Raw genomic sequence first — 20,665 nt, forward strand, 5'->3', positions numbered from 1 at the left:
ACAGGCGCCTCAGAGGTCAGGCCAAGCTGTCGCGGCCTATGGCGCGATCAGGCGAGGTCGAAGCCCTGCTCGAGCACATCGCGCGAGTCGAGGCCAAGCTGCACGTTGAAGTGCCCGCTCTCGACGACTTCGACCAGCTTGCCGTTGACGAACTTCAGCTGCTCCTCGCCGATCTCGAAGCGCACGACGCGGCTCTCGCCCGGCTTAAGCATGACCTTCTGGAAGCCCTTCAGCTCCTTCACCGGCCGCGCGATCGAGGCGTAGGTGTCGGAGATGTAGAGCTGCACGACGTTGGCGCCCGCATAGGCGCCCTCATTGGTCAGCGTCGCCTCGGCGGTCAGCGTCTGGCCGCGCGAGATCCGCGTCGCCGACAGCTTGAGGCCCGACAGCTTGAAGCGGCTGAAGCTGAGGCCATAGCCGAAGTGATAGAGCGGCCCGTTCGCCTCCTCGAAATACTGCGAGGTGTAGTTGCCGGGCTTGCCTTCGGTTAGCGGGCGGCCGATGCGCAGGTGGTTGTAGTAGGTCGGGATCTGGCCGACCGAGCGCGGGAAGCTGATCGGCAGCTTGGCCGACGGATTGTGATCGCCGAACAGAACGTCCGCGATGGCGTTGCCGCCCTCCGTTCCGGTGTACCAGGTCTCCAGCAACGCGTCGGCGTTGTCCTTTTCCCAGGTGACCGCGAGCGGCCTGCCATTCATCAAAACCACGACCAGCGGCTTGCCCGTCGCCTTCAGCGCCTTGAGCAGCGCCCGCTGCGAGCCCGGCAGCTCGAGGCTGACGCGGCTGGAGGATTCATGCGACATGCCGCGCACTTCGCCGATCACGGCAACGACGACATCCGCCTTCTGCGCCTGCGCCACGGCCTCGGCGATCATCGCCTCCGGCGTGCGCGGGTCCTGGATGACCTCAGGCGTGTCCCAGTTCAGGTAGTTCAGGTACTCCACGATCTTGGGATCGTCGGTGATGTTGCAGCCGCGCGCATGCAGGATCTGCGCCTTGCCGGCGAGCGCGGTCTCGAAGCCGGCACGCACGGTCACGGCCTGCGTGGCCACGCCCTGGGCCGACCAGCTGCCCAGGATATCGAGGCCTGAATCTGCCAGCGGGCCGACGAGCGCGACCGTCCCGGCCTTCTTCAGCGGAAGGGTCTGGTTGCGGTTTTCGAGCAGCACGATGGTGTCGCGGGCGATCTCGCGCGCCGGCTGGCGATGCAGGCGGCTGTCCGCCTTCTCGTTGACCGGGTCATCCTCCGGCTTGCCCATGCGCAGGAACGGATCGGCGAAGAGGCCGAGATCGTACTTTACGCCCAGGACCGCGCGGACGCGCGCATCGAGCTCTGCCATGGAGATCTCGCCCGCAGTGAGCAGGCCAGGCAGCTCCGCCAGATAGACCTGGTCGGCCATGCTGAGGTCGACGCCGGCCTTGATCGCGAGCTTGGCGGCTTCACGCGCATCGCGCGCAATGCCGTGCTTCATCAGTTCGGTGATCGCACCGTGATCGCTGATCGTGATGCCGGCAAAGCCCCACTGATCGCGCAGCAGGTCCTGCAGCAGCCAGGTATCGGCGGTAGCCGGCACGCCGTTGACCGAGTTCAGCGCGACCATGACCCCGCCCGAACCGGCGTCGATCGCAGCGCGATAAGGCGGCAGATAGACCTGATGCATGCGCAGCGGGCTCATATCGACCGTGTTGTAGTCGCGGCCGCCCTCGACGGCGCCGTAGAGAGCGAAGTGCTTCACGGCAGCCATGATGCTGTCGGAGCGGTCCACAGCCTCGCCCTGGAAGCCGCGAACAGCGGCGCGCGCCGCCTCGCTGACGAGATAGGGGTCCTCGCCGAACCCTTCCGAGGTGCGGCCCCAGCGCGGATCGTGGCTGATGTCGACCATCGGCGCGAAGGTCATGTCGACGCCGTCATTGCAGGCCTCGACGGCGGAAACGCGCGCCATGCGCTCGATCACAGCCATGTCGAAGCTCGAAGCGAGCCCGAGCGGGATCGGGAAGGTCGTGCGATGGCCGTGCACGACGTCATAGGCAAAGAACAGCGGGATCTTGAGACGGCTGCGCTTGATCGCCGCTTCCTGCAGCGGCCGGTTGTCGCGCCTGATGACGGTATTGAACGACGCGCCGATGCGCCCGGCCGCGATTTCGTCCATCAGCTGGGCGTGCGTCATCTCCGGCCCGATGCTGATCAGGCGGAGCTGGCCGACCTTTTCCTCGACCGTCATGCGCGCGATCAAATCATCGACGAGCGCCTTCTTGGCGGCCTGAACGGCCGGCGTCTTGGCCAGGACCGGCCCGCTCACACCGAGGTTTGCGGCCATTCCTGCCGCCATGGCCGAGGCGATGGCCCCGAGGGCCTGGCGCCGCGAGAGGCCCTGCATGTTTGCATCCGCGACAGAGTCGGCCACCCGCCCGTGGGCTGGGGGCACACCGTTTGCTTCATCCATGTCGTGCTTGTTCACTTCGATTGTGGAGGCAGGAGACATCGCGGGCGCGGGTCAAGCTGTCTGGCGCTCATTCCTTGACCCTTGTCTCGATGATAGGCATTTGTGCTCTGCGCGCTGCGGCCAATGCAGTACGGGCGCGCCGTCCTGCCGTAGGGCCTTCTTAAAGGAGCTTCTGTGAACTTGTCGACCCGTCCCGCGGCGGGGCTCTGCGATCAGGGCCCTCGCCTCCCGATCCGGCGCAGCTTGACTTCGGTCTGGTCCAGATTGTCCCGTAGCAAGCCCTGTTTCGCAGGCGCGGCCCTGGGCTGGCTGGCCCTGGGCGCGCTGGCCTTCGGCAGCCCTGCATTCGCGCAGGACCGGCGCGCCGGCTTCGGCCTGGAGCAGGTCACGGCCCGCGCCAAGGCGCTGGCGGATGCGCCCTATGTGGCGCCGGTCAGCAACCTGCCCGAAGTCTTCAGCAAGATGCAGTTTTCCGACTATCTGAAGCTGCAGCCGCGGCGCGAACGCTTCGCCTGGGCAGAGATCGACTCCCCGTTCCAGCTCGCCTTCTACCACCAGGGCATGCACTTCAACACGCCGGTGAAGATCAACGAGATCATCGACGGCGCCGCGAAGGAGATCCCCTACGATCCCGACCGCTTCGATTTCGGCGACCTGCATTTCGACCGCGAGCAGACCAGCAAACTCGGCTGGGCCGGGTTCCGGGTGACCTATCCGATCAACCAGCCCGGCAAGCATGACGAGATCATGAGCGTGCTGGGCGCGAGCTATTTCCGCGTCATCGGAAAGGACCAGATCTACGGGCTTTCAGGGCGCGGCCTGGCCATCGACACGGGCCTGCCGATCCCGGAGGAGTTTCCCGCTTTCCGCGAATTCTGGATCCGCCGCCCCGCCAAGCAGGACCAGTCCGTGACCTTCTACGGCCTGCTCGACTCCCCGCGCGCGACCGGCGCGTATGAATTCACCCTGACGCCGGGGTCCGACTCCGTGCTCGGCGTCAAGGCGCGGGTCTTCCTGCGTGCGGACGTCGCGCCGGGCACCCTCGGCATCGCACCGCTGACCAGCATGTTCCTGCACGGGCCGAACCAGCCGGCACTGGCCCATAATTTCCGGCCTGCCATCCACGATTCCAACGGTCTTGCGATCCGCACCGGTTCAGGAGAGTGGATCTGGCGTCCGCTCAACAACCCTGTCGGCAAGGTCGCGATCAGCAACTATGCCGTCGAGAATCCCAAGGGCTTCGGCCTGCTCCAGCGCGGCCGCGACTTCTCGCGCTACGAGGACCTGAAGGATCGCTACGATCTGCGCCCGAGCGCCTGGATCGAGCCGACGAATGACTGGGGCAAGGGCCATGTCCGCCTCGTCGAGATCCCCACGGCCGACGAGACCAACGACAATATCGTGAGCCTCTGGGCGCCCGATACCCTGCCGCCTCCGGGCCAGCCCATGCAGTTCGACTATCGCGTCCACTGGACCATGGACGAGCCCGCGATCCTGAAAGACGGGCCATCCTATGTCTGGCAGACCATGCGCAGTTCGGGCGAGGTCTATCAGCCCAACCTGATCCGCGCCTATGACGGCACCCTCGCCTTCCTGGTCGACTTCAAGGGACCGGCACTGAGCGAGCTCAAGCCCGACGCCGCACTCGTCGCTCGCGTGGGCGCCAACGACAATGTCGATATCGTGGGCACTGAGCTTCGGCCCAACCCCGCGATCAAGGGCTGGCGCCTGACCTACCGGGTCAGGGTCAAGGATTCGACCGTGGCGTCCGATCTGACGGCCGCTCTCGAACTCGACGGGCGCAAGCTGACGGAGACCTGGAGCTTCCAGCTTCCGCCCCTGCCCGCCGCCATGCCGAGCAAGGAACGCGAGCGCTATCTCAACCTGTTCAAGGCGATCGAGTAAGCGGGCTCACCGAAGAGCGTCCGACGCAGCGAGATCGCCCTTGCGCGTCGGATGGCACGCCAGGCTACCAGCCCCTGAGCAGGGAACCATTGGCGTCGCCTGCTCGTTTCCCGCCTGCGCCCGCGTGGGCGTGTCCGAGGGGGAACGGCCATGGCTCCACGTGCTGTCTGGAAGGGCGTTCTCAAGATAGCCGAGGTGACATGCCCGGTGTCGCTCTATACCGCCGCATCCACGTCCGAGCGGATCTCCTTCCACACCCTCAACCGCAAGACCGGAAATCGCGTCCAGCGTCAGTTCATCGACGAGGCCTCCGGCAAGCCGGTCGAGAGCGCCGACCAGGTGAAGGGCTACGACAAGGGCAATGGCGAATACGTCATCCTCGAGCCCGAGGAGATCGCAGCTGCCATTCCCGAAAGCGACAAGACGCTCACCGTCGAAACCTTCCTGCCCTGCGACGAGATCGACGACATCTTCTTCGACAAGCCGTATTACGTCGCGCCCAGCACGCCCGTCGCGTCTGAGGCTTTCGCGCTGATCCGCGAGGGCATGAAAAAGCAGTCATCCGCCGCACTGGCCAGGACCGTGATCTTCCGCCGGATGCGATCCATCCTGATCCGGCCGCAGGGCGCTGGCCTGATCGCGACGACGCTCAACTTCGATTACGAGGTTCGCTCCGCCGAGGATGCGTTCAGCGATATTCCGAAGATCAAGATCGACGACGAGATGCTCGAGCTTGCCGAGCACATCATCAAGACCAAGGCCGGCAGCTTCGATCCCCGGGAATTCGACGATCGCTATGAAAGCGCCCTCGCCGAACTCGTCCAGGCGAAGATCGAGGGTCGCAAGATCAAGCCGCAGAAGCGGCCTGAACCGACCAAGGTCGTCAGCCTTCTCGACGCGCTGCGCGAGAGCGCCAAGGGCGGCGCGGCCAAGACCGCGCAAAAGCCGCCTGTCACCGCGAAGCCGACGCAACGCAAGAAGGCGAGTTGATCATTTCCGACGGGGTTCGAGGCTTTTCTTCAGCGCGTCCATGATGCTGACGACATTGCTGTCGGCAGGCTGAGCTGCCGTGGCCTTCGTAACCTTGCGGCCCTTCTGCTTGGCCTTGATGATCGAGAGCAGCTCGTCCTGGACGGGGTCCCTGGCGAGGTCGGGAGACCAGTCCCGGGTGCGGGTCGTAATCAACTTGTCCATCAGCGGGCGCAGATCGGCGTCGGGCTCGGCGTCCTTGATCCCGGCGAAATAATCCTTCTCTGGCCGCACCTCGTCGCCGTAGCGCAGCGTCCACAGGACGATGCCATTGTCCCGCGCATCGAGCAGCACGGCCCGCTCGCGCCGGTACAGCACAACCCGGGAGATCCCGACGGTCTTGGTGCGCTTCATCGCCTCCCGGATGACCGAGAAGGCTTCCTCGCCGACCTTGGAGTCGGGCACGAGGTAGTGCGGGGTATCGTACCAGATCCAGCCGACCGAGGAGCGTGGGGCGAAGGTCTGGATGTCGATCGTCCGGGTGCTCTCAAGCGCGACGGCATCAAGCTCGTCATCCTCGAGCATGACGTATTCGTCGTCGCCCTTCGGGTAGCCCTTGACCTCGTCATCGTCGGCAACCGGCTTGCCGGTGACCGCATCGACGAAACGGCTCTGGATTCGATTGCCGGTCTGGCGGTTCAGCGTATGGAAGCGGACCTTCTCGCTTTCGGAATGGGCGGGCATCATGGCCACCGGGCAGGTCACCAGCGACAGCTTCAGATAGCCCTTCCAGAACGTCCGCGGCGCCATGCTCAGATCCCTCCCGACAGTCCCGGTGAACGCGGCGCCAGGACAGTTCGTTCCAATGCCGGAGATTGCGGCAACCCGTCAGGCCGCCTCACTGCGCTGGCCTAGCTTCTTGATTGCATCGACAATCGATCCGGCGGCCTCGTCATACCCCTCCCAGGCCTTGGTCTTCCTGAGCAGGCCGGGGACAGTCCTGACCGTGAAGCGCGCGGGATCGAGACCCGGCTTCACCTGCGACCAGGTCAGCGGCATCGACGCGTGGGCGCCAGGACGCACTCGTGGCGATAGCGGTGCGACAGCCGTCGCCATGCGATCATTGCGGAGATAGTCGAGGAAAATCTTCCCGTTGCGCAGGCGCTTGGCCATGTTGACGACATAGCGCGATGGTTCGTCGCTGGCCAATTCAGCGCAGACGCGACGGGCGAAATCCTTGGCTGCTGGCCACTCGACAGTCGCACGCTTGGCCGAGGCCAGCGGGGCGACCACATGCAGGCCCTTGCCTCCCGTCGTCTTGCAGAAGCTGGCCAGCCCCAGCGCATCGAGCCTGTCGCGCATCGTGGTCGCGGCAGCGATCACGTCGTCGAAGTCCAGGCCGGGGCCGGGATCGAGATCGAAGACCAGGCGCCCGGGCGTCTCGGGATCGCCGGGAACGCAATTCCACGGGTGGAGCTCGATGCCGCCGACCTGGGCCGCAGCCGCCAGCGCCTCGACGCGATCGATCTGCAGGTAGGGCTTCTTGTCGCCGAACACGCGGACCAACTCGAACAGGTTGGAAGTACCCATGCCCGCATGGCGCTGGAAGAACGTCTCGCCACCGATGCCGTCCGGGGCGCGAACGAGGGAGCAGGGCCGCCCCTTGATATGCGGCAGCATCCATTCTCCGACCGACTCGAAATACGCGGCGAGGTCCTGCTTGGTGACGGGCCGGTCATCCTCGGCATCTGGCCAGAGCGCCTTGTCGAGGTGGCTGATGCTGACCCCCATGACCTCCGCCCTCCCCGCACGGCCCCGAGCTCGGGCCGGCTGTGGCCTCGGGTTGGGCTTGAGATTGGGCTGCGGTGTCTCGGTCGTCTCCGGGTCGGCCGGAAGCTCCGTCTCGACCTCCTCGGCCGGCTTGTCCTCGCGCAGGCCCTTGAAGGCGGCCTGGCGGACCATGCCATCGCCTGTCCAGCCCGCGAACTCGATCTCGGCGACCAGTTCCGGCCGGACCCAGGTCACGCCCGGCGCGCGCTTTGGAGCGCCGACACCTGTGAACGGCGATGCTTTCGCGGCGGCAGCTTCCAGCCGCGGCAGCAGCGCCTTGACCTTGGCTGCGCCATAGCCGGTACCAACGCGGCCGATATAAACGAAATGCGAGCCGCGGTTGACGCCGACGAGCAGCGACCGAAACTTGCCATCCGTGGTGGACCAGCCGCCGACGACGACCTCGTGGCCGGCGCGGCACTTGGCCTTCCTCCAGCTGTCGCTGCGTCCCGAGACATAGGGCGCGTCGACGGCCTTCGATACGATGCCCTCGAGGGACATCCTGCACGCGGATTTCAGCACGGCATCGCCGCCGGTCTCGAAATGCTCGACATAGCGCAGGATGACGCCGTCGGCGTGCTCATCGAGATAAGCCTTGAGGCGCTCCTTGCGCGGCAGCAACGGCATCTCGCGCAGGTCCGTCGTCGCGTCGAACAGCATGTCGAACGCAAAGAAGACGAGATCCTCGGTCCTGTCCTCGGACAGCGCAGCCTGAAGCGCCGCGAAATCGGGCGAGCCGTGGCTGTCGAGCGCGACGATTTCGCCATCGATGATCGCATCGGGCAGGCCTTTCGCAGCCTTGGCGATCGCGCCGAACTTCTCAGTCCAGTCCAGCCCCTTGCGGGTCTTCAGCGTGACCTCGCCGGCCTCGATCCGCATCTGGATGCGGTAACCGTCGAACTTGATCTCATGCACCCATCCGGCACCGTTGGCCGGGCGTTCCACGCTCTTGCACAATTGCGGCTCGACGAAAGCCGGCATCGCAGTCGCCATCGTGGTGCGCGCTGAGGTCGACTTGGCCGGCTGCTGGCGTTGCCGCGCAGCCAGGCCCTTGCGACTATCCCACTCTGCGTCCGGCGTCAGGACGTCCCGGGCCAGCATGAATGGCTTTGGCGAGCGGCCTTCCCCAGCCGCTATTGCCGCCATCGAGCGGCCCGAGGCGACAGATCTGTCTGCCTCCAGAACCGCTTCGCCATCGTCCTCGGTCGAATGATCGTCACGATGCTTGATCAGGAGCCAGTTGGTGCGCTTGCCGCCGTTCCGGTCGCGCTGCATGCGCACCAGGACGAAGCTGCCGTGCAGGCGCTCGCCCTCGAGCGTGAACTTAAGGTCGCCCTTCTCGAGCTGGCGCTGCGGGCTGAGCTTGCCTTCGGGCTCCCAGAACCCACGGTCCCACAGCAGCACGGTACCGCCGCCATATTCACCCTTGGGGATCGTTCCCTCGAAGTCGCCATAGGCCAGCGGATGATCCTCGACCTCGACCGCAAGCCGCTTGTCACTCGGATCCAGCGACGGTCCCCTGGTCACGGCCCAGGATTTGAAGACGCCGTCGAGCTCGAGCCGCAGATCGTAATGCAGCCGCGTCGCATCGTGCTTCTGGATGACGAAGCGCAGCCGATCCGAGGCCGCCACGGCGACCGCGTCGGTCGGCTCGCTGGTCTTTTTGAAGTCGCGCTTGGCGCGATAGCTCTGGAGCTTGCCTGTCACGGATCGTCCCCTGCGATCCCTCAACGCCAGTGGGATTTTTTATGTTCCCAGCGGCGAAGCATGGGCAGCCTCAACCGCAGGAGACATCGCCTCCAGTCAGCGCGCGGTACCAGCTCCGGGAAAGGTTTTCGGCGAGGCCGCGATCGTCCAGCCCCAGGTCGAGGCCCCGCGCGAAAACCTCGTGAAGCAGCTTGTCGACCATCGCGATGCAGCTGAGCGCCGTGGCCAGGCGTTGCGGCTCGGGTTCGCGGACGTCGCCCGCCAGTTCGCGATCGACGGAGCGTACGACGCGACGGGCAAGCGCCACATTCGCCTGGAGGCCGATCTGGGCAAAATCGGCGAGCTGGTCGGCGAGCTGGCCCTGGCAACGCATCAGGCCGACATTCCGGCGGTAGACATCGATATAGTAGAGATGGCCCGCGACGAGCCGGCCATAGAAGTCCTGGCCTGGCTGGCGAGGAGGGCGGTGCTGGCGGATGGCTTCCATGAAGGCCGTGAGCACATCATGGGCGATGCCGCGTCTGTCCTGCCAGTGCAGATAGAAGGTGCCGTGAGCAAATCCGGCGCGCTTGCAGATGTCGGCGACCTTAAGGTCGTTGAACCCCGATTCCTGGATCAGCTCTGCGGCCGCGATCAGGAAACGCCGGCGCGTCGCCTCCGAGCGTGCCAACTTGGGGCCGCTTTCCAGTTCCGCGCTCAGGACCTCGGGCAGGCTGAACCCTCCCCCATCGCGGACAGCGCCGACCGCTTCCAAAGCAACCTCGCCGATCTCCCGAACCGTGCTTGACACGCTCATGCTCCAAATCAATACTGACGTTGATATCAGTTTCAGAAACGCCATGCACCCACTCATATCACACAGCGATCAGACCACCGCTCCGTCAGGCGCTCCGATCGCGTTCCGGGGTATCGCCAAGCGCTATGGCGAAGTCGATGCGCTGCGGGAGTTCTCGCTCGACATCGCGGCAGGCGAGTTCGTGACGTTTCTTGGCCCGTCGGGCTCGGGCAAGACGACAGCCCTCAACATCCTGGCGGGCTTCGTCGAGGCTAGCGAGGGCGACGTGCTGATCGACGGCGTCTCGATCACGCGGTTGCCGACCGAAAAGCGCAATGTCGGCATGGTCTTCCAGAGCTACTCGCTCTTTCCGCATATGGATGTGCGCGACAATGTCGCCTTTCCCCTGCGCATGCGCGGGGTCGGGCAGGCCGAGCGCCGGGCACGGGCGGAAGCGGCATTGGCGATGGTCCGGCTGGGCGGCTTCGGCAGCCGCAAGCCCCATGAATTGTCGGGCGGCCAGCGCCAGCGCGTCGCCTTCGCGCGCGCCGTGGTGTTCGAGCCGCGCGTGCTGCTGATGGATGAGCCGCTGGGCGCGCTCGATCTCAAGCTGCGCGAGGCGATGCAGGACGAGATCCGGCTGGTCCAGCGCCGGATCGGCTGCACGGTAATCTATGTCACGCATGATCAGAACGAGGCGCTGGCCATGTCGGACCGGATCGTGGTGATGAGCGATGGCCGCATCGAGCAGATCGGCACGCCGGCCGCAATCTATGACGATCCGCGCAATGCCTTCGTGGCCCAGTTTGTCGGCGAGACCAACTTCCTGCCGGGCAGCATCAGCGCGGGACGGCTGAGCCTCGGCGGAAACCCTGTCGCGGCGGCCCCTCCGGCGCGGCTGGGCCACGACTGGGCGGGCCGCGTCGCCCTGCGGCCGGAGCATTTCGAGCGCGCTGCGGACAGGCCCAACGGCCCGGCGATCGCCTGCACTATCACGGATGTCGCCTTCCATGGCGGCAGCTTCCGCTATGTCGCCGAGGCCGAGGGCTATGGTCGCCTCGTGGTGCAGGAACAGCGCCGCCCCGATCGTGAACCGCTGCGGCTAGGCCAGCGCGCCAGCCTGAGTTTCGGCATCGAGCAGGCGGTTTTCCTGAACGCATAAGCAAGGCCCCGCTGAGGGCACATAAAGAGGGAGAGCGGATATGACGGGCATTTCACGGCGCGACCTGACGAAACTCGCGCTGGGCGGCAGCGCCCTGCTGCTTCCCGGCGTGGCAGGCAAGGCCTCGGCCCAAGCCGTCACGATCACGGTCAATGGCTCGGGCGGGAGCCTCGCGAAGTCGCTCGAGCGCATCTACGAGAAGCCGTTCACGGCGCAGACCGGCATTGGCGTGCGCGCGACGGCGCCCGTCTCGCTGGCGAAGCTCAAGGCCATGGTCGAGACCGGAAACATGGAATGGGATCTCACCGAGATGGGTGGGGCCGACATGATCGAGGGCGTCAAGAACAACTGGCTGACAGAGATCGACTGGTCGATCGTCGACCCCGGCTCGAAGCTGCCACCCATCGCCCGCCAGACATACGGCATGGTGACCTCGACCTTCTCGACGGTGATCGCCTACCGCACCGACAAGTTCGGCGGCAAGGGACCCAAATCCTGGGCCGATTTCTGGGACACCAAGGCGTTCCCCGGCCCCCGCGCCTTGCAGGACAGTCCAGTCCAGAACCTCGAATTCGCGCTGCTCGCCGACGGCGTGCCCGCCGACAAGCTTTACCCGCTCGATGTCGAGCGCGCCTTCAAGAAGCTCGACCAGATCAAGCGCAGCGTCGTGACCTGGTGGTCGACCGGCGCGCAGCAGGTCCAGCTCCTGGTCGATGGCGAGGCCGTGATGGGGACCGTCTGGAACGGCCGTGTTCCGCCACTGAAGAAGGAAGGCAAGCCGGTCGATATCATCTGGAACGGCGGCGCTCTGCAGCTCTCCTACTGGGCCGTGCCGAAGGGCGCGAAGAACCCGAAGGAGGCGATGCGCTACATGGCGACCCGCCTCGACCCCGAGAAGGGCGCAGAACTGGTGAAGGACTCGCCCTATCCCGGTTTCGCGCCGGGCCTGATCGAGAAGCTGCCGGAGGATGTCGCCAGGCTGCTCCCGATCCATCCCGACAACGTCAAGCTGCAGTTCACCTTCAGCCCGGAATACTGGAGCGAGCACCGCCCCAAGCTGACCGAGCGCTGGGCCGCCTGGCTGTTGGCCTGATCGCGCCGAGCGGAGCCTGCCTGTGATCCGGAAACAATGGATAGCGCCGCTGCTCGCGGCGCCTCTGATCCTGCTGTTTGCGATTTTCTTCGTGGTCCCGTTCATCGAGATCATGCGGGTGTCGTTCTCGGGCACGGGCGGGCTCACGGCGGGGCTGACCTGGCTGTGGACCTCGCCGGTCGTCGGCATCGTCTTCTTCAACACGCTGAAGCTGGCACTCTCGGTGACGTTGATCTGTCTGGTGCTGGGTTATCCCGCAGCCTGCTTCATCGCGCTCCAGCCTTCGTCGCGGCGGGGCATCCTGCTGGCGATGATCCTGCTGCCGTTCTGGACCAGCGTGCTGGTGCGAACCTACACATGGTCGCTGGTGCTCGGGCGCGAGGGCATCCTCAACGCCTCGCTGATCTGGCTCGGGCTGACCGACGGACCGCAGCGCTTCATGTTCACGCCGCTGGCGGTGCATCTGGGCATGGTCCAGATCCTGCTGCCGGTCGCGATCCTGACGCTCGTCGGTGTCATGACCGAGCTCGACCCCGGCTTGGTGCGCGCCGCGCGCGTGCTCGGGGCCTCGCCGCTGCGGGCGTTCTGGCATGTCTTCCTGCCGATGACGAAACCCGGGCTGGTGGCGGCCGCGATGCTGCTCTTCATCTTGTCCCTTGGCTTCTACATCACCCCCGCGCTGCTCGGCGGGCCCCGCAACCGCACCATCGCCAACCTGATCGATCTCCAGGTCCACCAGATGAACGACTGGACCAACGCCTCGGCACTCGCGCTGGTTCTGCTCGTGACGACGATCGCGGCGGTTGCCATCCTGCGCTGGCTCGTGCCGGATCGCAGCCTCTACGGGAGCGGCAGATGACAAGCCGCCTCACGCAGATCGGGCTGGCCGTCTGGTTCGGTCTGATCATCGTCTTCCTGCTGTTTCCGCTGCTGTTTCTCGGCCCGCTCTCGCTCAACGAGTCCGAGATCCTGAGCTTCCCGCCGCAGCAATGGTCGCTACGCTGGTATCGTGCGCTGTTCACCGACCCCTCGTGGAGCGGCGCGCTCTGGCTCAGCTTCAAGGTCGCGGCACTGGTCACCGTGATCTCCGTGGCGGTCGGCACCGCTGCGGCGCTGGCGATCGTGCGCCATCGCGTCCCGGGTTCGTCGGTGCTCTACGGGCTGTCGATCGCGCCGTTGATCGTGCCGAGCATCGTCATCGCACTCGGCATGTTCATGCTGTTCGCACGGCTGAAATGGCTCGAGAGCCTGCCGGTACTTGTGCTCGCACACAGTGTCGTCGCGGTGCCCTATGTCGTCGTCGTGGTCAGCGCCGCCCTGCGCAATCTCGACGAGACCGTCGAGCGGGCCGCGCGCGTGCTTGGCGCGGGACCCTGGCGCACCTTCTACCTGGTGACGGTGCCGGCGCTGCGGTCTTCGATACTCGCCGGCGGGATGTTCGCCTTCTTCGCCTCCTTCGACGACCTGATCATCACGCTGTTCGTCTCCGGCGCGCTCGAGACGCTGCCCTTGCGCATCTGGAACGACCTCAACCTCAGGCTTGACCCCACTGTCGCCGCCGCCGCCTGCGTGATGGTGGTGATGTCGATGGTCGGGCTCGGCATCGCCGAATTCGCCCGCACCGCCAATCTGCGCAGGCTCAAGACGGAACCGGACCATGGATAGGGAATTGCAGGACGCCGCGCGGCTGCGGGCCGAGATCGAGGCGGAGCCATTCGTGCGCAATCTCGGCGCGTATCTCGACGGGCTCGCGCAGGAAATGGGCGATGCCCCCGCCGCCAACTTCTTCGATGCCGGTGTCGTGCTCAGCTACCGCGAGATCGCGGAGAAGACCCGGGCGCTCGCCGCCGGCTTCACCGCCCGCGGCATCCGCTTCGGCGACCGTGTCGGCGTCATGCTGCCCAATATCCCGGCCTTTCCGCTGACCTGGCTGGCGCTTGCCCGTATCGGCGCGATCATGGCCCCGATCAACGCGCGCTATACGCCGCGCGAGGTCGCCTATGTCCTGAACGACAGCGGTGCCGAGACGCTGGTCACCGACACGGAGATCCTGGCGGAGATCGCCGACGCGCCCGAGCTTGCAGGGCTCGTCGCGCTCAGGAACCCGGTCGTGGTGGGCTCCGACGACCCCGCGCGATCCTGGCAGCGCCTTTCGGAAACCGATGCGTCCGGCTTTGCACCGGAGCGCGAGCCCGAACTCGATGACCTCATCAACATCCAGTACACCTCGGGGACCACCGGCTTCCCAAAGGGCTGCATGCTCAGCCACCGCTACTGGCTGACGCTGTCTCGCGTCGCAGCGATGCGGGCCAACGGCATCGTCAAGAACGTGCTCGCGGCCCAGCCCTTCTACTACATGGACCCGCAATGGCTGCTGCTGATGGCGATGCGCTTGCGCGGCACGCTGTTCGTCGCCGCCAAGGCGTCCGGAACCAACTTCCTCGACTGGGTCCGGCGGTACCAGCTCGAATACTGCATCTTCCCGCAGATCCTGATGAAGCAGCCCGAGCGGCCCGACGACGCCGATCTGCCGCTCAAGATGGTCTCGATCTTTGGGCATCGGAGGGAGATGCACGCCACGCTGGAGAAGCGCTTCAACCTCGTGGCGCGCGAGAGTTTTGGCATGACCGAGGTCGGCTCGGCGCTGTTTACGCCCTATGGGGCGACCTCGATGGTCGGCAGCGGCACCTGCGGCATTCCCTCGCCCTTCCGCGAGGCGACGATCCGCGACGAGAACGGCGACGAGGTTCCCGATGGGGAGATCGGCGAGCTCTGGATCCGCGGCCCCGGCATCCTGCAGGGCTACTGGAACAAGCCAGAGGCCAATGCCGACAGTTTTCGCGAGGGCGGCTGGTTCCGCACCGGCGACCTGTTCCGGCGCGACGAACGCGGCTTCCACTACATCGTCGGCCGGATCAAGGACATGATCCGCCGCTCGGGCGAGAACATCGCGGCGCGCGAGGTCGAGGCCGTGATGCTGAGCTGGCCCGACATCCTCGAGGCGGCGGCCATCCCGGTGCCCGACATCGACCGCGGCCAGGAGGTCAAGGCCTGCCTCGTGCTCAAGCCCGGCGTCGCCCGCGAGTCCTTCCCTGTCGCGGCCTTCCTCGAGCACTGCGCTGGCCATCTCGCGCCGTTCAAGGTGCCGCGCTTCGTCGAGATCCGCGACAGCCTGCCCAAGACGCCCTCGGAAAAGGTCGCCAAGCACATGATCGTCGCCGAGCGCGCCGATCTGCGGGCCGGCGCCTATGACCGACTCGCGCATGCCTGGCAGCCGGCCTGAGCCACACGCCGACCCATTTCCCGACAAAGCCTAAGGAAGAGCCATCGTGCCCCTGCATTATCACAAGGACGGCCATGTCGCGGTCTTCACCATCGACAACGGAGCGGTGAATCCAACGACGCCCTCGATGCACAAGGAGCTGTTCCTCGCGCTGAAGGATTTCCTCGCCGACACCTCGATCCGTTGCGGCATCCTGACCGGCACGGGCGAGCGCGGCTTTTGCGCCGGCGACGACATCAAGACGCCCTACCGGAGCGGTCTGTCGCCCAAGGACGAACTGACCGACCATCTCTGGCCGCATCACGACGAGAGCGAGGAGCCGGTCGACTTTTCCTGGTCCCGCGATGTCCTGGCGCTCGAGCGCTTCAAGCCGATCATCGGCGCCGTGAATGGCTGGTGCCTCGGCCAGGGCATGATCTACCTGCTCTCGTTGACAGATATCCGCATCGCCTCGACCAAGGCGAAATTCGGCTTCCCCGAGATCGCCTATGGCATGGGTGGGGCCGGCGGTACGTCGCGGCTCGGCCTGCAACTGCCGCATACGGTCGCCCTGTGGATGCTGCTGACGGGCGAGGCCATCGATGCCGAGGAAGCCTTGTCTCACCGGCTGGTCAACAAGGTGGTCGCTCCCGACGAATTGATGACTGAAGCACATCGCATCGCCGAAAAGATCACGCGCCACCCGCCAGCCGCCGTCCGCGTCGAGATGGAGGCCTATGCGCGCGGGCGCGAGCTCTCGCGCAACGATGCGCTGGCCTTCACCAAGCACCTCTATCGCGTGCAGCGCATGGGCCTGCGCGAAGAGGCGGCGGCGCCGTTCCTCTACAGCAAGGGCTGATCGCAGCGCTCGCCCCCGAGCAGCGGAGCGACAGCCCGGGTCCAATGCTGTGCGGCATCCTGCGTGCTCGCTGTCGCGTGCACGTGTGAAGCGCAATCGCGGCATCATCCTAACGTTCGGGCACGGCATACCCGCGTATGATTGGCCGGCCTTGCCGGCCCTCGGTAGAACTCTCCCTGCCGTTACGGGAGGGGCCGATGAAGGCGAGCGCTAACCTGGGGGTCGAGCGATCCGCTGGAGAGCTTGAGCGGCCTGTCCGACCGCCGCGAGACCGGCGCGCAGATGCACGTTCAAACCGGCGCGCGCCAGCCGGCGATCTGGGTATAGATTGCGTCGCGCAACCGCCTGACATCATGGTTGAGCTGGCCGAGTTCGCCGGGCCCCTGCCCCGAGGCCGCCAGCAGCGAGACGCCAAGACAGCCCGCCCTGGACCTGAGCGCGTGCCCCTCGTCCGTGAGCGTGACCAGCACCTGCCGTTCGTTGTCCGGGTTGCGCGAGCGCCGGATCACCTTCGCCGCCTCGAGCCGCTTGAGGAGCGGGGTCAAGGTGCTCGATTCCAGGGCGAGCTGCTCGGCGATCCCGCCGACCGTCTGCCCATCCTCGCGCCACAGGACATTGAGCACGAGATACTGCGGATAGGTCAGCGCCAGCTCATCGAGCAGGGGCTTGTAGATCCGCTGGATCGCAAGGCCGGCCGAATAGACCGCGTAGCAGAGCTGGTCGTCCAGGGGCGGCGGATTGCCTGTGTCGTCAGCTGTCACGGCCAACTCCTCTCAAGGCGGCGCATTCACGAAACCGCGATATTGTATATCGCGATAAATATCATGCTCGACAAGAGGCATCGCCCGCGTCTACCAATCACATATCGCAATAACTAATTGCGCGATATCAAAGGAGATACGAGATGAACGCCAAGTCCCTTCTGGCTGCGACGGCCGCCATCGGCATCACAGCCGCCTTCATGGCTAACTCCGCAGAGCGGATCCCCCAGAACCAGCCTGTGCGGAACGTCGTGCTGGTGCATGGCGCCTTCGCCGATGGCGCCGGATGGCGCGGCGTCTACACCAACCTCACGGCTCGCGGCTACAAGGTCACGATCGTCCAGAACCCTCTGACGTCGCTCGCAGACGACGTTGCCGCGACCAAGCGCGCGCTGGACCGCCAGGACGGCCCGACCATTCTCGTGGGCCACTCCTGGGGCGGAACGGTCATCACGGAGGCGGGCGTCAATCCGAAGGTTGCGGGGCTGGTCTATGTCTCCGCGCTCTCGCCCGACGTCGGCGAGACGACCGGCCAGCAATATGCGGGCTTCCAGACGCCCCCGGAATTCGTCATCGACGTTCAGCCCGACGGCTTCGGTTACGTGAATGCGGACAAGTTCAAAGCCGGCTTTGCGGGCGACACCAGCGATGCTGACGCCGCCTTCCTGCGAGACTCGCAGGTGCCTATCAACATGTCGGTCTTCGAGACGAAGCTCACCCAGGCCGCCTGGCGGTCGCGTCCGAGCTGGGCGGTCATCGCGACAGACGACAAGGCCTTCGACCAGCGCATGCTGCACGCCATGGCGAAGCGCATCGGCGCCAAGGTGACCACGGTTGCAGCCAGCCATGCGGTCTTCATGACGCAGCCCCAGGTGGTCTCCGACGTCATCGACGAAGCTGCTCGGATATCGGGATCTGCATCCCGGTGATGCCGTGGCGTTCAGGCAGGGATCGGGCAGGCGACCTTAGGGTCTCGCCTGCCCTCGATGATTGGCCGCCTCTCGTGTCGGTCAGTCGACCTTGCCACCCAGAATATCAGCCAGTTCGGCCTTGACCTCGCGAACTCTCGCAACCCCCTTGTCGACGGCGTCGGCAGCCGTCTTCGCGCCAGCCTCGCCTACGAAGAAGAAATGATTGCCGCCGACCGGAAGGGACAAGCGGTCGTCGAGCCCGCGCGTCAACGCCAATAGCCGCTTCCATTTTTCCTCGCTGAGATCGCCAAGCTTGACCTTGCTGGCAGCGACATAGCGCCCGATGATCGTATTGGCGTTGAACAAGGCCCAGTTGGCGCGGTCTGCGATGGCGTGACGGGCATCGGCGACGTCGTCGCCCTCCAACGTCACCACCAACGGGTAAGCCTCATAGGCAAACGCGCCGTAGTCGTTGGTCTGTGCGAGCAGATCGACCTCGAACTTTCCGTTGCGATAAACCTCCCCGTATCCCTGCAGGCCGATCGGGATGTCGCCGATATAGTCTGACTTGAAGACCTCATCGGGGATGATCGCGCGACCGCCATTGTCGGCGTTGTTCTTCGCAAGCTGCTTGAGCCAGCCGGGGTAGATGTTCTTGCGATCGGCATATCCCGACGGCGCCATCTTCATCTTGGAGACGAGCGCGATCAGGCCCGGCGTGCCCGGAGTCGCGGCGAACGAAACGGCGGCCTCGACATCAAGCCCCGCTGCCTTCGCGGCCTGATAGGCAGGCTGTACGACCTTGCCACCCATGCTCCAGGCGACGAGCACGATCTTGTTCGTGAGACCGTTTTCCTTGATCTTCGCCGCAGCCACCTCGGCAACCTGCTTGCCCCAGTCCTGGGCGGTGAATTCGGGGCTCTTGGCCTCGAATGCGGCCGTATCGATTGGATATGAGAGGCCGAGGAAGCTGTACCCCTTCGCACCGAGCCAATGAGCGAGGAAATCCTCAGGCTTGGCGCCGGAATGACCGCCATAACTTATCCGCGCCATATGGTGGCCGCCCGGCGAACACCACCAACGGCTTGTCGGCATCGCCCTTTCTGAAATAGGCGACGGCGGGAAACCCGGCCGCTGTCGTCGCTGTTTCGCCGGCGTAAAGCTTCGGCTCGGCCACGGCTGCGGAACCGAGCGCAAGGCTCCCGCCGATGATCAGTGCTGCTAAGGTTTTCATGACACCTCCCCTTTTCTGGCTCGCTGTGCGGCCGTTCTGCCGTTCTGCCGTCGGCTCGCAGCCAGGTATGCATCTGATATGGAAGCGCTTTTTGCGCCTCGGACCGCCGCCGCTGCCAACAACAAGCAAGAACAGCACGCCCAATAATTGCGTACCAATGTATGCAACTGGGTGCAACCGAGTTGGATGGACGCGACCTGTGAACAGGCAGGCCGGGGCACGGCGAAGGTCGCTTTCAAATCGATAACTGGTCTCCGTTTTTTAAAACGAACAGCCCACGCCTTACCCGCTCACGTCGTGACGCTCGACACCAAAACTTCTAACTGAAGCGGCCAATATGGAGGGAGTGAAAGGAATCCTCTTCTGAGGGCATTGCCCCGTAGAGAGATCCTCCCCGCGTGATCGTTCTTTTAACAGAACGTTTCATTGACGCCATGGCCAGCTCTGGCGCAGAATTTCTTCGAATTCGAACGGTTTTCGTCGCCCCGACGCGGCGTGTTCGACCCTTGTGGAGCAGCACCATGATCAGCCGTCGTACGCTACTTCAGTCTGGCACAGCAGCCCTCCTGCTGGGCTCCCTCCTGCCAGCCAGCGCTGCGGAACCGACCGGCGAGCCGATCTTTCTCGGCGTCAGCGGCCCGCTGACAGGCCCCAACGCACAATATGGCGCGCAGTGGAAACAGGGTTTTGACCTCGCGCTCGACCAGATCAACGGCTCCGGCGGTATCAAGGGCCGGCCGCTGAAATACCTCTTCGAGGACACCCAGAGCGACCCCAAGCAGACGGTGGCGGTCGCGCAGAAATTCGTGGCCGACAAGCGCATCGTCGCCGAGCTCGGTGACTTCGCCAGCCCCGCCTCCATGGCGGCCTCGCCGATCTACCAGCGCGCCGGGCTGGTCCAGTTCGGCCTGACGAACTCGCATCCGAACTTCACCAAGACCGGCGACTTCATCTGGAGCAACTCTGTCAGCCAGGCCGACGAGCAGCCGCTGAACGCCAATTACGTGGTCAAGAAACTCGGTTTCAAGCGCATCGCGGTACTGTTCCTCAACACCGACTGGGGCCGGACCAGCAAGGATCATTTTGCCGAGACAGCCAAGTCGCTGGGCGCGGAGGTCGTGGTCGCCGAGGGTTACCAGCCCGACGAGAAGGATTTTCGCTCGACCCTGGTCCGGGTCCGCGACGCCAAGCCCGACGGGCTGTTTCTGGTTTCCTATTATGCCGACGGCGCCCTGATCGTGCGGCAGGCGCGCCAGACCGGCGTCGCGGTTCCGATTGCCGCTTCAAGCTCGATCTATTCGCCGAAGTTCGTCGAACTCGGAGCCGAAGCGTCGGAGGGCGTGTTCACCAATGCGCGCTTCTTCCCGGAGGATCCGCGCCCCGAGGTGCAGAGCTTCGTGACCGCCTTCACGGCGAAATACGGCCGCGAGCCCGACGCCTTCAACGCCTATGCCTATGACACCGTCGTGCTTTTCGGCCAGGTCCTGCGCGAGGCGCCCAACCTCGACCGAACCACCATCCGCGACACCCTCGCCAAGGTGAAGGACGTGCCCAGCGTGGTCTACGGCAAGGCTACGTTTAGCCCCGAGACGCGCCGCGTCCTGGGCGCCCAGAGCGTCCAGCTCGTGGTCCGCAATGGCCGCTTCACCTTGTGGGACGGCGTCAGGACGAACTGACGGGCTCGTAGTGGACGCCTGAGTCCCGCTCCACTGCGTCCGGGATGAGCGCCCATTGAAAGCGCCGCAACTCGCAG

At 65.3% G+C, this 20,665-nt stretch carries 17 protein-coding genes; 10 read left to right on the forward strand and 7 right to left on the reverse strand.

Translation table 11 applies throughout. The features are described from left to right. Positions 1-47: 47 nt before the first annotated feature. Complete coding sequence (bglX, locus tag AC1D2L_RS01305) at positions 48-2,378, reverse strand: beta-glucosidase BglX (RefSeq protein ID WP_476844005.1); 2,331 nt, start codon at positions 2,376-2,378, stop codon at positions 48-50. Between the two features lie 246 nt (positions 2,379-2,624). Between bglX and AC1D2L_RS01310 the strand changes: the two genes are divergently transcribed. After that, a complete protein-coding gene (locus AC1D2L_RS01310; protein WP_476844006.1) occupies positions 2,625-4,349 on the forward strand; it encodes a glucan biosynthesis protein G in 1,725 nt (574 codons plus the stop codon). Positions 4,350-4,499: 150 nt separating this feature from the next. Next, positions 4,500-5,339 carry a non-homologous end joining protein Ku gene (gene ku / locus AC1D2L_RS01315; RefSeq protein WP_476844007.1) on the forward strand — a complete coding sequence of 280 codons (840 nt, stop codon included), beginning with the start codon at positions 4,500-4,502 and terminating at the stop codon, positions 5,337-5,339. On the opposite strand, the gene ku (AC1D2L_RS01320) is transcribed toward ku (AC1D2L_RS01315), so the two are convergent. The 3 genes from ku (AC1D2L_RS01320) to AC1D2L_RS01330 form a co-directional block, all read right to left on the reverse strand. Then, a complete protein-coding gene (ku, locus tag AC1D2L_RS01320; RefSeq protein WP_476844008.1) occupies positions 5,340-6,128 on the reverse strand; it encodes a non-homologous end joining protein Ku in 789 nt (262 codons plus the stop codon). Between the two features lie 78 nt (positions 6,129-6,206). Then, positions 6,207-8,855: a DNA ligase D gene (gene ligD, locus AC1D2L_RS01325; RefSeq protein ID WP_476844009.1), complete on the reverse strand. Its 2,649-nt coding sequence runs from the start codon at positions 8,853-8,855 to the stop codon at positions 6,207-6,209. Between the two features lie 70 nt (positions 8,856-8,925). Next, positions 8,926-9,651 carry a TetR/AcrR family transcriptional regulator gene (locus AC1D2L_RS01330; RefSeq protein ID WP_476844010.1) on the reverse strand — a complete coding sequence of 242 codons (726 nt, stop codon included), beginning with the start codon at positions 9,649-9,651 and terminating at the stop codon, positions 8,926-8,928. A gap of 43 nt (positions 9,652-9,694) precedes the next feature. On the opposite strand from AC1D2L_RS01330, the gene AC1D2L_RS01335 reads away from it, so the two are divergent. From AC1D2L_RS01335 to AC1D2L_RS01360, 6 genes are read left to right on the forward strand one after another with little or no spacing between them, the layout of a single operon-like run. Further along, a complete protein-coding gene (locus AC1D2L_RS01335; protein WP_476844011.1) occupies positions 9,695-10,792 on the forward strand; it encodes an ABC transporter ATP-binding protein in 1,098 nt (365 codons plus the stop codon). Positions 10,793-10,832: 40 nt separating this feature from the next. Then, positions 10,833-11,885 carry an ABC transporter substrate-binding protein gene (locus AC1D2L_RS01340; protein WP_476844012.1) on the forward strand — a complete coding sequence of 351 codons (1,053 nt, stop codon included), beginning with the start codon at positions 10,833-10,835 and terminating at the stop codon, positions 11,883-11,885. Between the two features lie 22 nt (positions 11,886-11,907). Next, complete coding sequence (locus tag AC1D2L_RS01345; RefSeq protein WP_476844013.1) at positions 11,908-12,744, forward strand: ABC transporter permease; 837 nt, start codon at positions 11,908-11,910, stop codon at positions 12,742-12,744. Further along, entirely contained in the window at positions 12,741-13,550 is an 810-nt protein-coding gene (locus AC1D2L_RS01350; RefSeq protein WP_476844014.1) for an ABC transporter permease, read from the forward strand. Before AC1D2L_RS01345 ends, AC1D2L_RS01350 begins: the two co-directional genes overlap by 4 nt. Continuing rightward, a complete protein-coding gene (locus AC1D2L_RS01355) occupies positions 13,543-15,168 on the forward strand; it encodes a class I adenylate-forming enzyme family protein (RefSeq protein ID WP_476844015.1) in 1,626 nt (541 codons plus the stop codon). Before AC1D2L_RS01350 ends, AC1D2L_RS01355 begins: the two co-directional genes overlap by 8 nt. Before the next feature lie 46 nt (positions 15,169-15,214). Next, positions 15,215-16,006, forward strand: coding sequence for an enoyl-CoA hydratase/isomerase family protein (locus tag AC1D2L_RS01360; RefSeq protein WP_476844016.1), 792 nt, complete (start codon positions 15,215-15,217; stop codon positions 16,004-16,006). Positions 16,007-16,296: 290 nt separating this feature from the next. On the opposite strand, the gene AC1D2L_RS01365 is transcribed toward AC1D2L_RS01360, so the two are convergent. Further along, entirely contained in the window at positions 16,297-16,767 is a 471-nt protein-coding gene (locus tag AC1D2L_RS01365; protein ID WP_476844017.1) for a MarR family winged helix-turn-helix transcriptional regulator, read from the reverse strand. A 143-nt stretch (positions 16,768-16,910) separates the two neighbouring features. Here AC1D2L_RS01365 and AC1D2L_RS01370 point away from each other — a divergent pair, with 143 nt between their 5' ends. Next, entirely contained in the window at positions 16,911-17,696 is a 786-nt protein-coding gene (locus tag AC1D2L_RS01370) for an alpha/beta fold hydrolase (RefSeq protein ID WP_476844018.1), read from the forward strand. A gap of 81 nt (positions 17,697-17,777) precedes the next feature. Here AC1D2L_RS01370 and AC1D2L_RS01375 read toward each other — a convergent pair whose 3' ends face one another. Both AC1D2L_RS01375 and AC1D2L_RS01380 read right to left on the reverse strand, forming a co-directional pair. Beyond that, positions 17,778-18,731, reverse strand: a complete 954-nt coding sequence (locus AC1D2L_RS01375; protein ID WP_476844019.1) for a lipase family protein — start codon at positions 18,729-18,731, stop codon at positions 17,778-17,780. Continuing rightward, complete coding sequence (locus AC1D2L_RS01380) at positions 18,688-18,912, reverse strand: hypothetical protein (RefSeq protein WP_476844020.1); 225 nt, start codon at positions 18,910-18,912, stop codon at positions 18,688-18,690. Before AC1D2L_RS01380 ends, AC1D2L_RS01375 begins: the two co-directional genes overlap by 44 nt. Positions 18,913-19,433: 521 nt before the next feature. Here AC1D2L_RS01380 and AC1D2L_RS01385 point away from each other — a divergent pair. Beyond that, entirely contained in the window at positions 19,434-20,588 is a 1,155-nt protein-coding gene (locus AC1D2L_RS01385; protein WP_476844021.1) for an ABC transporter substrate-binding protein, read from the forward strand. Positions 20,589-20,665: the final 77 nt, after the last annotated feature.

The sequence above is a fragment of the Allobosea sp. P1_B10 genome (assembly GCF_056406735.1).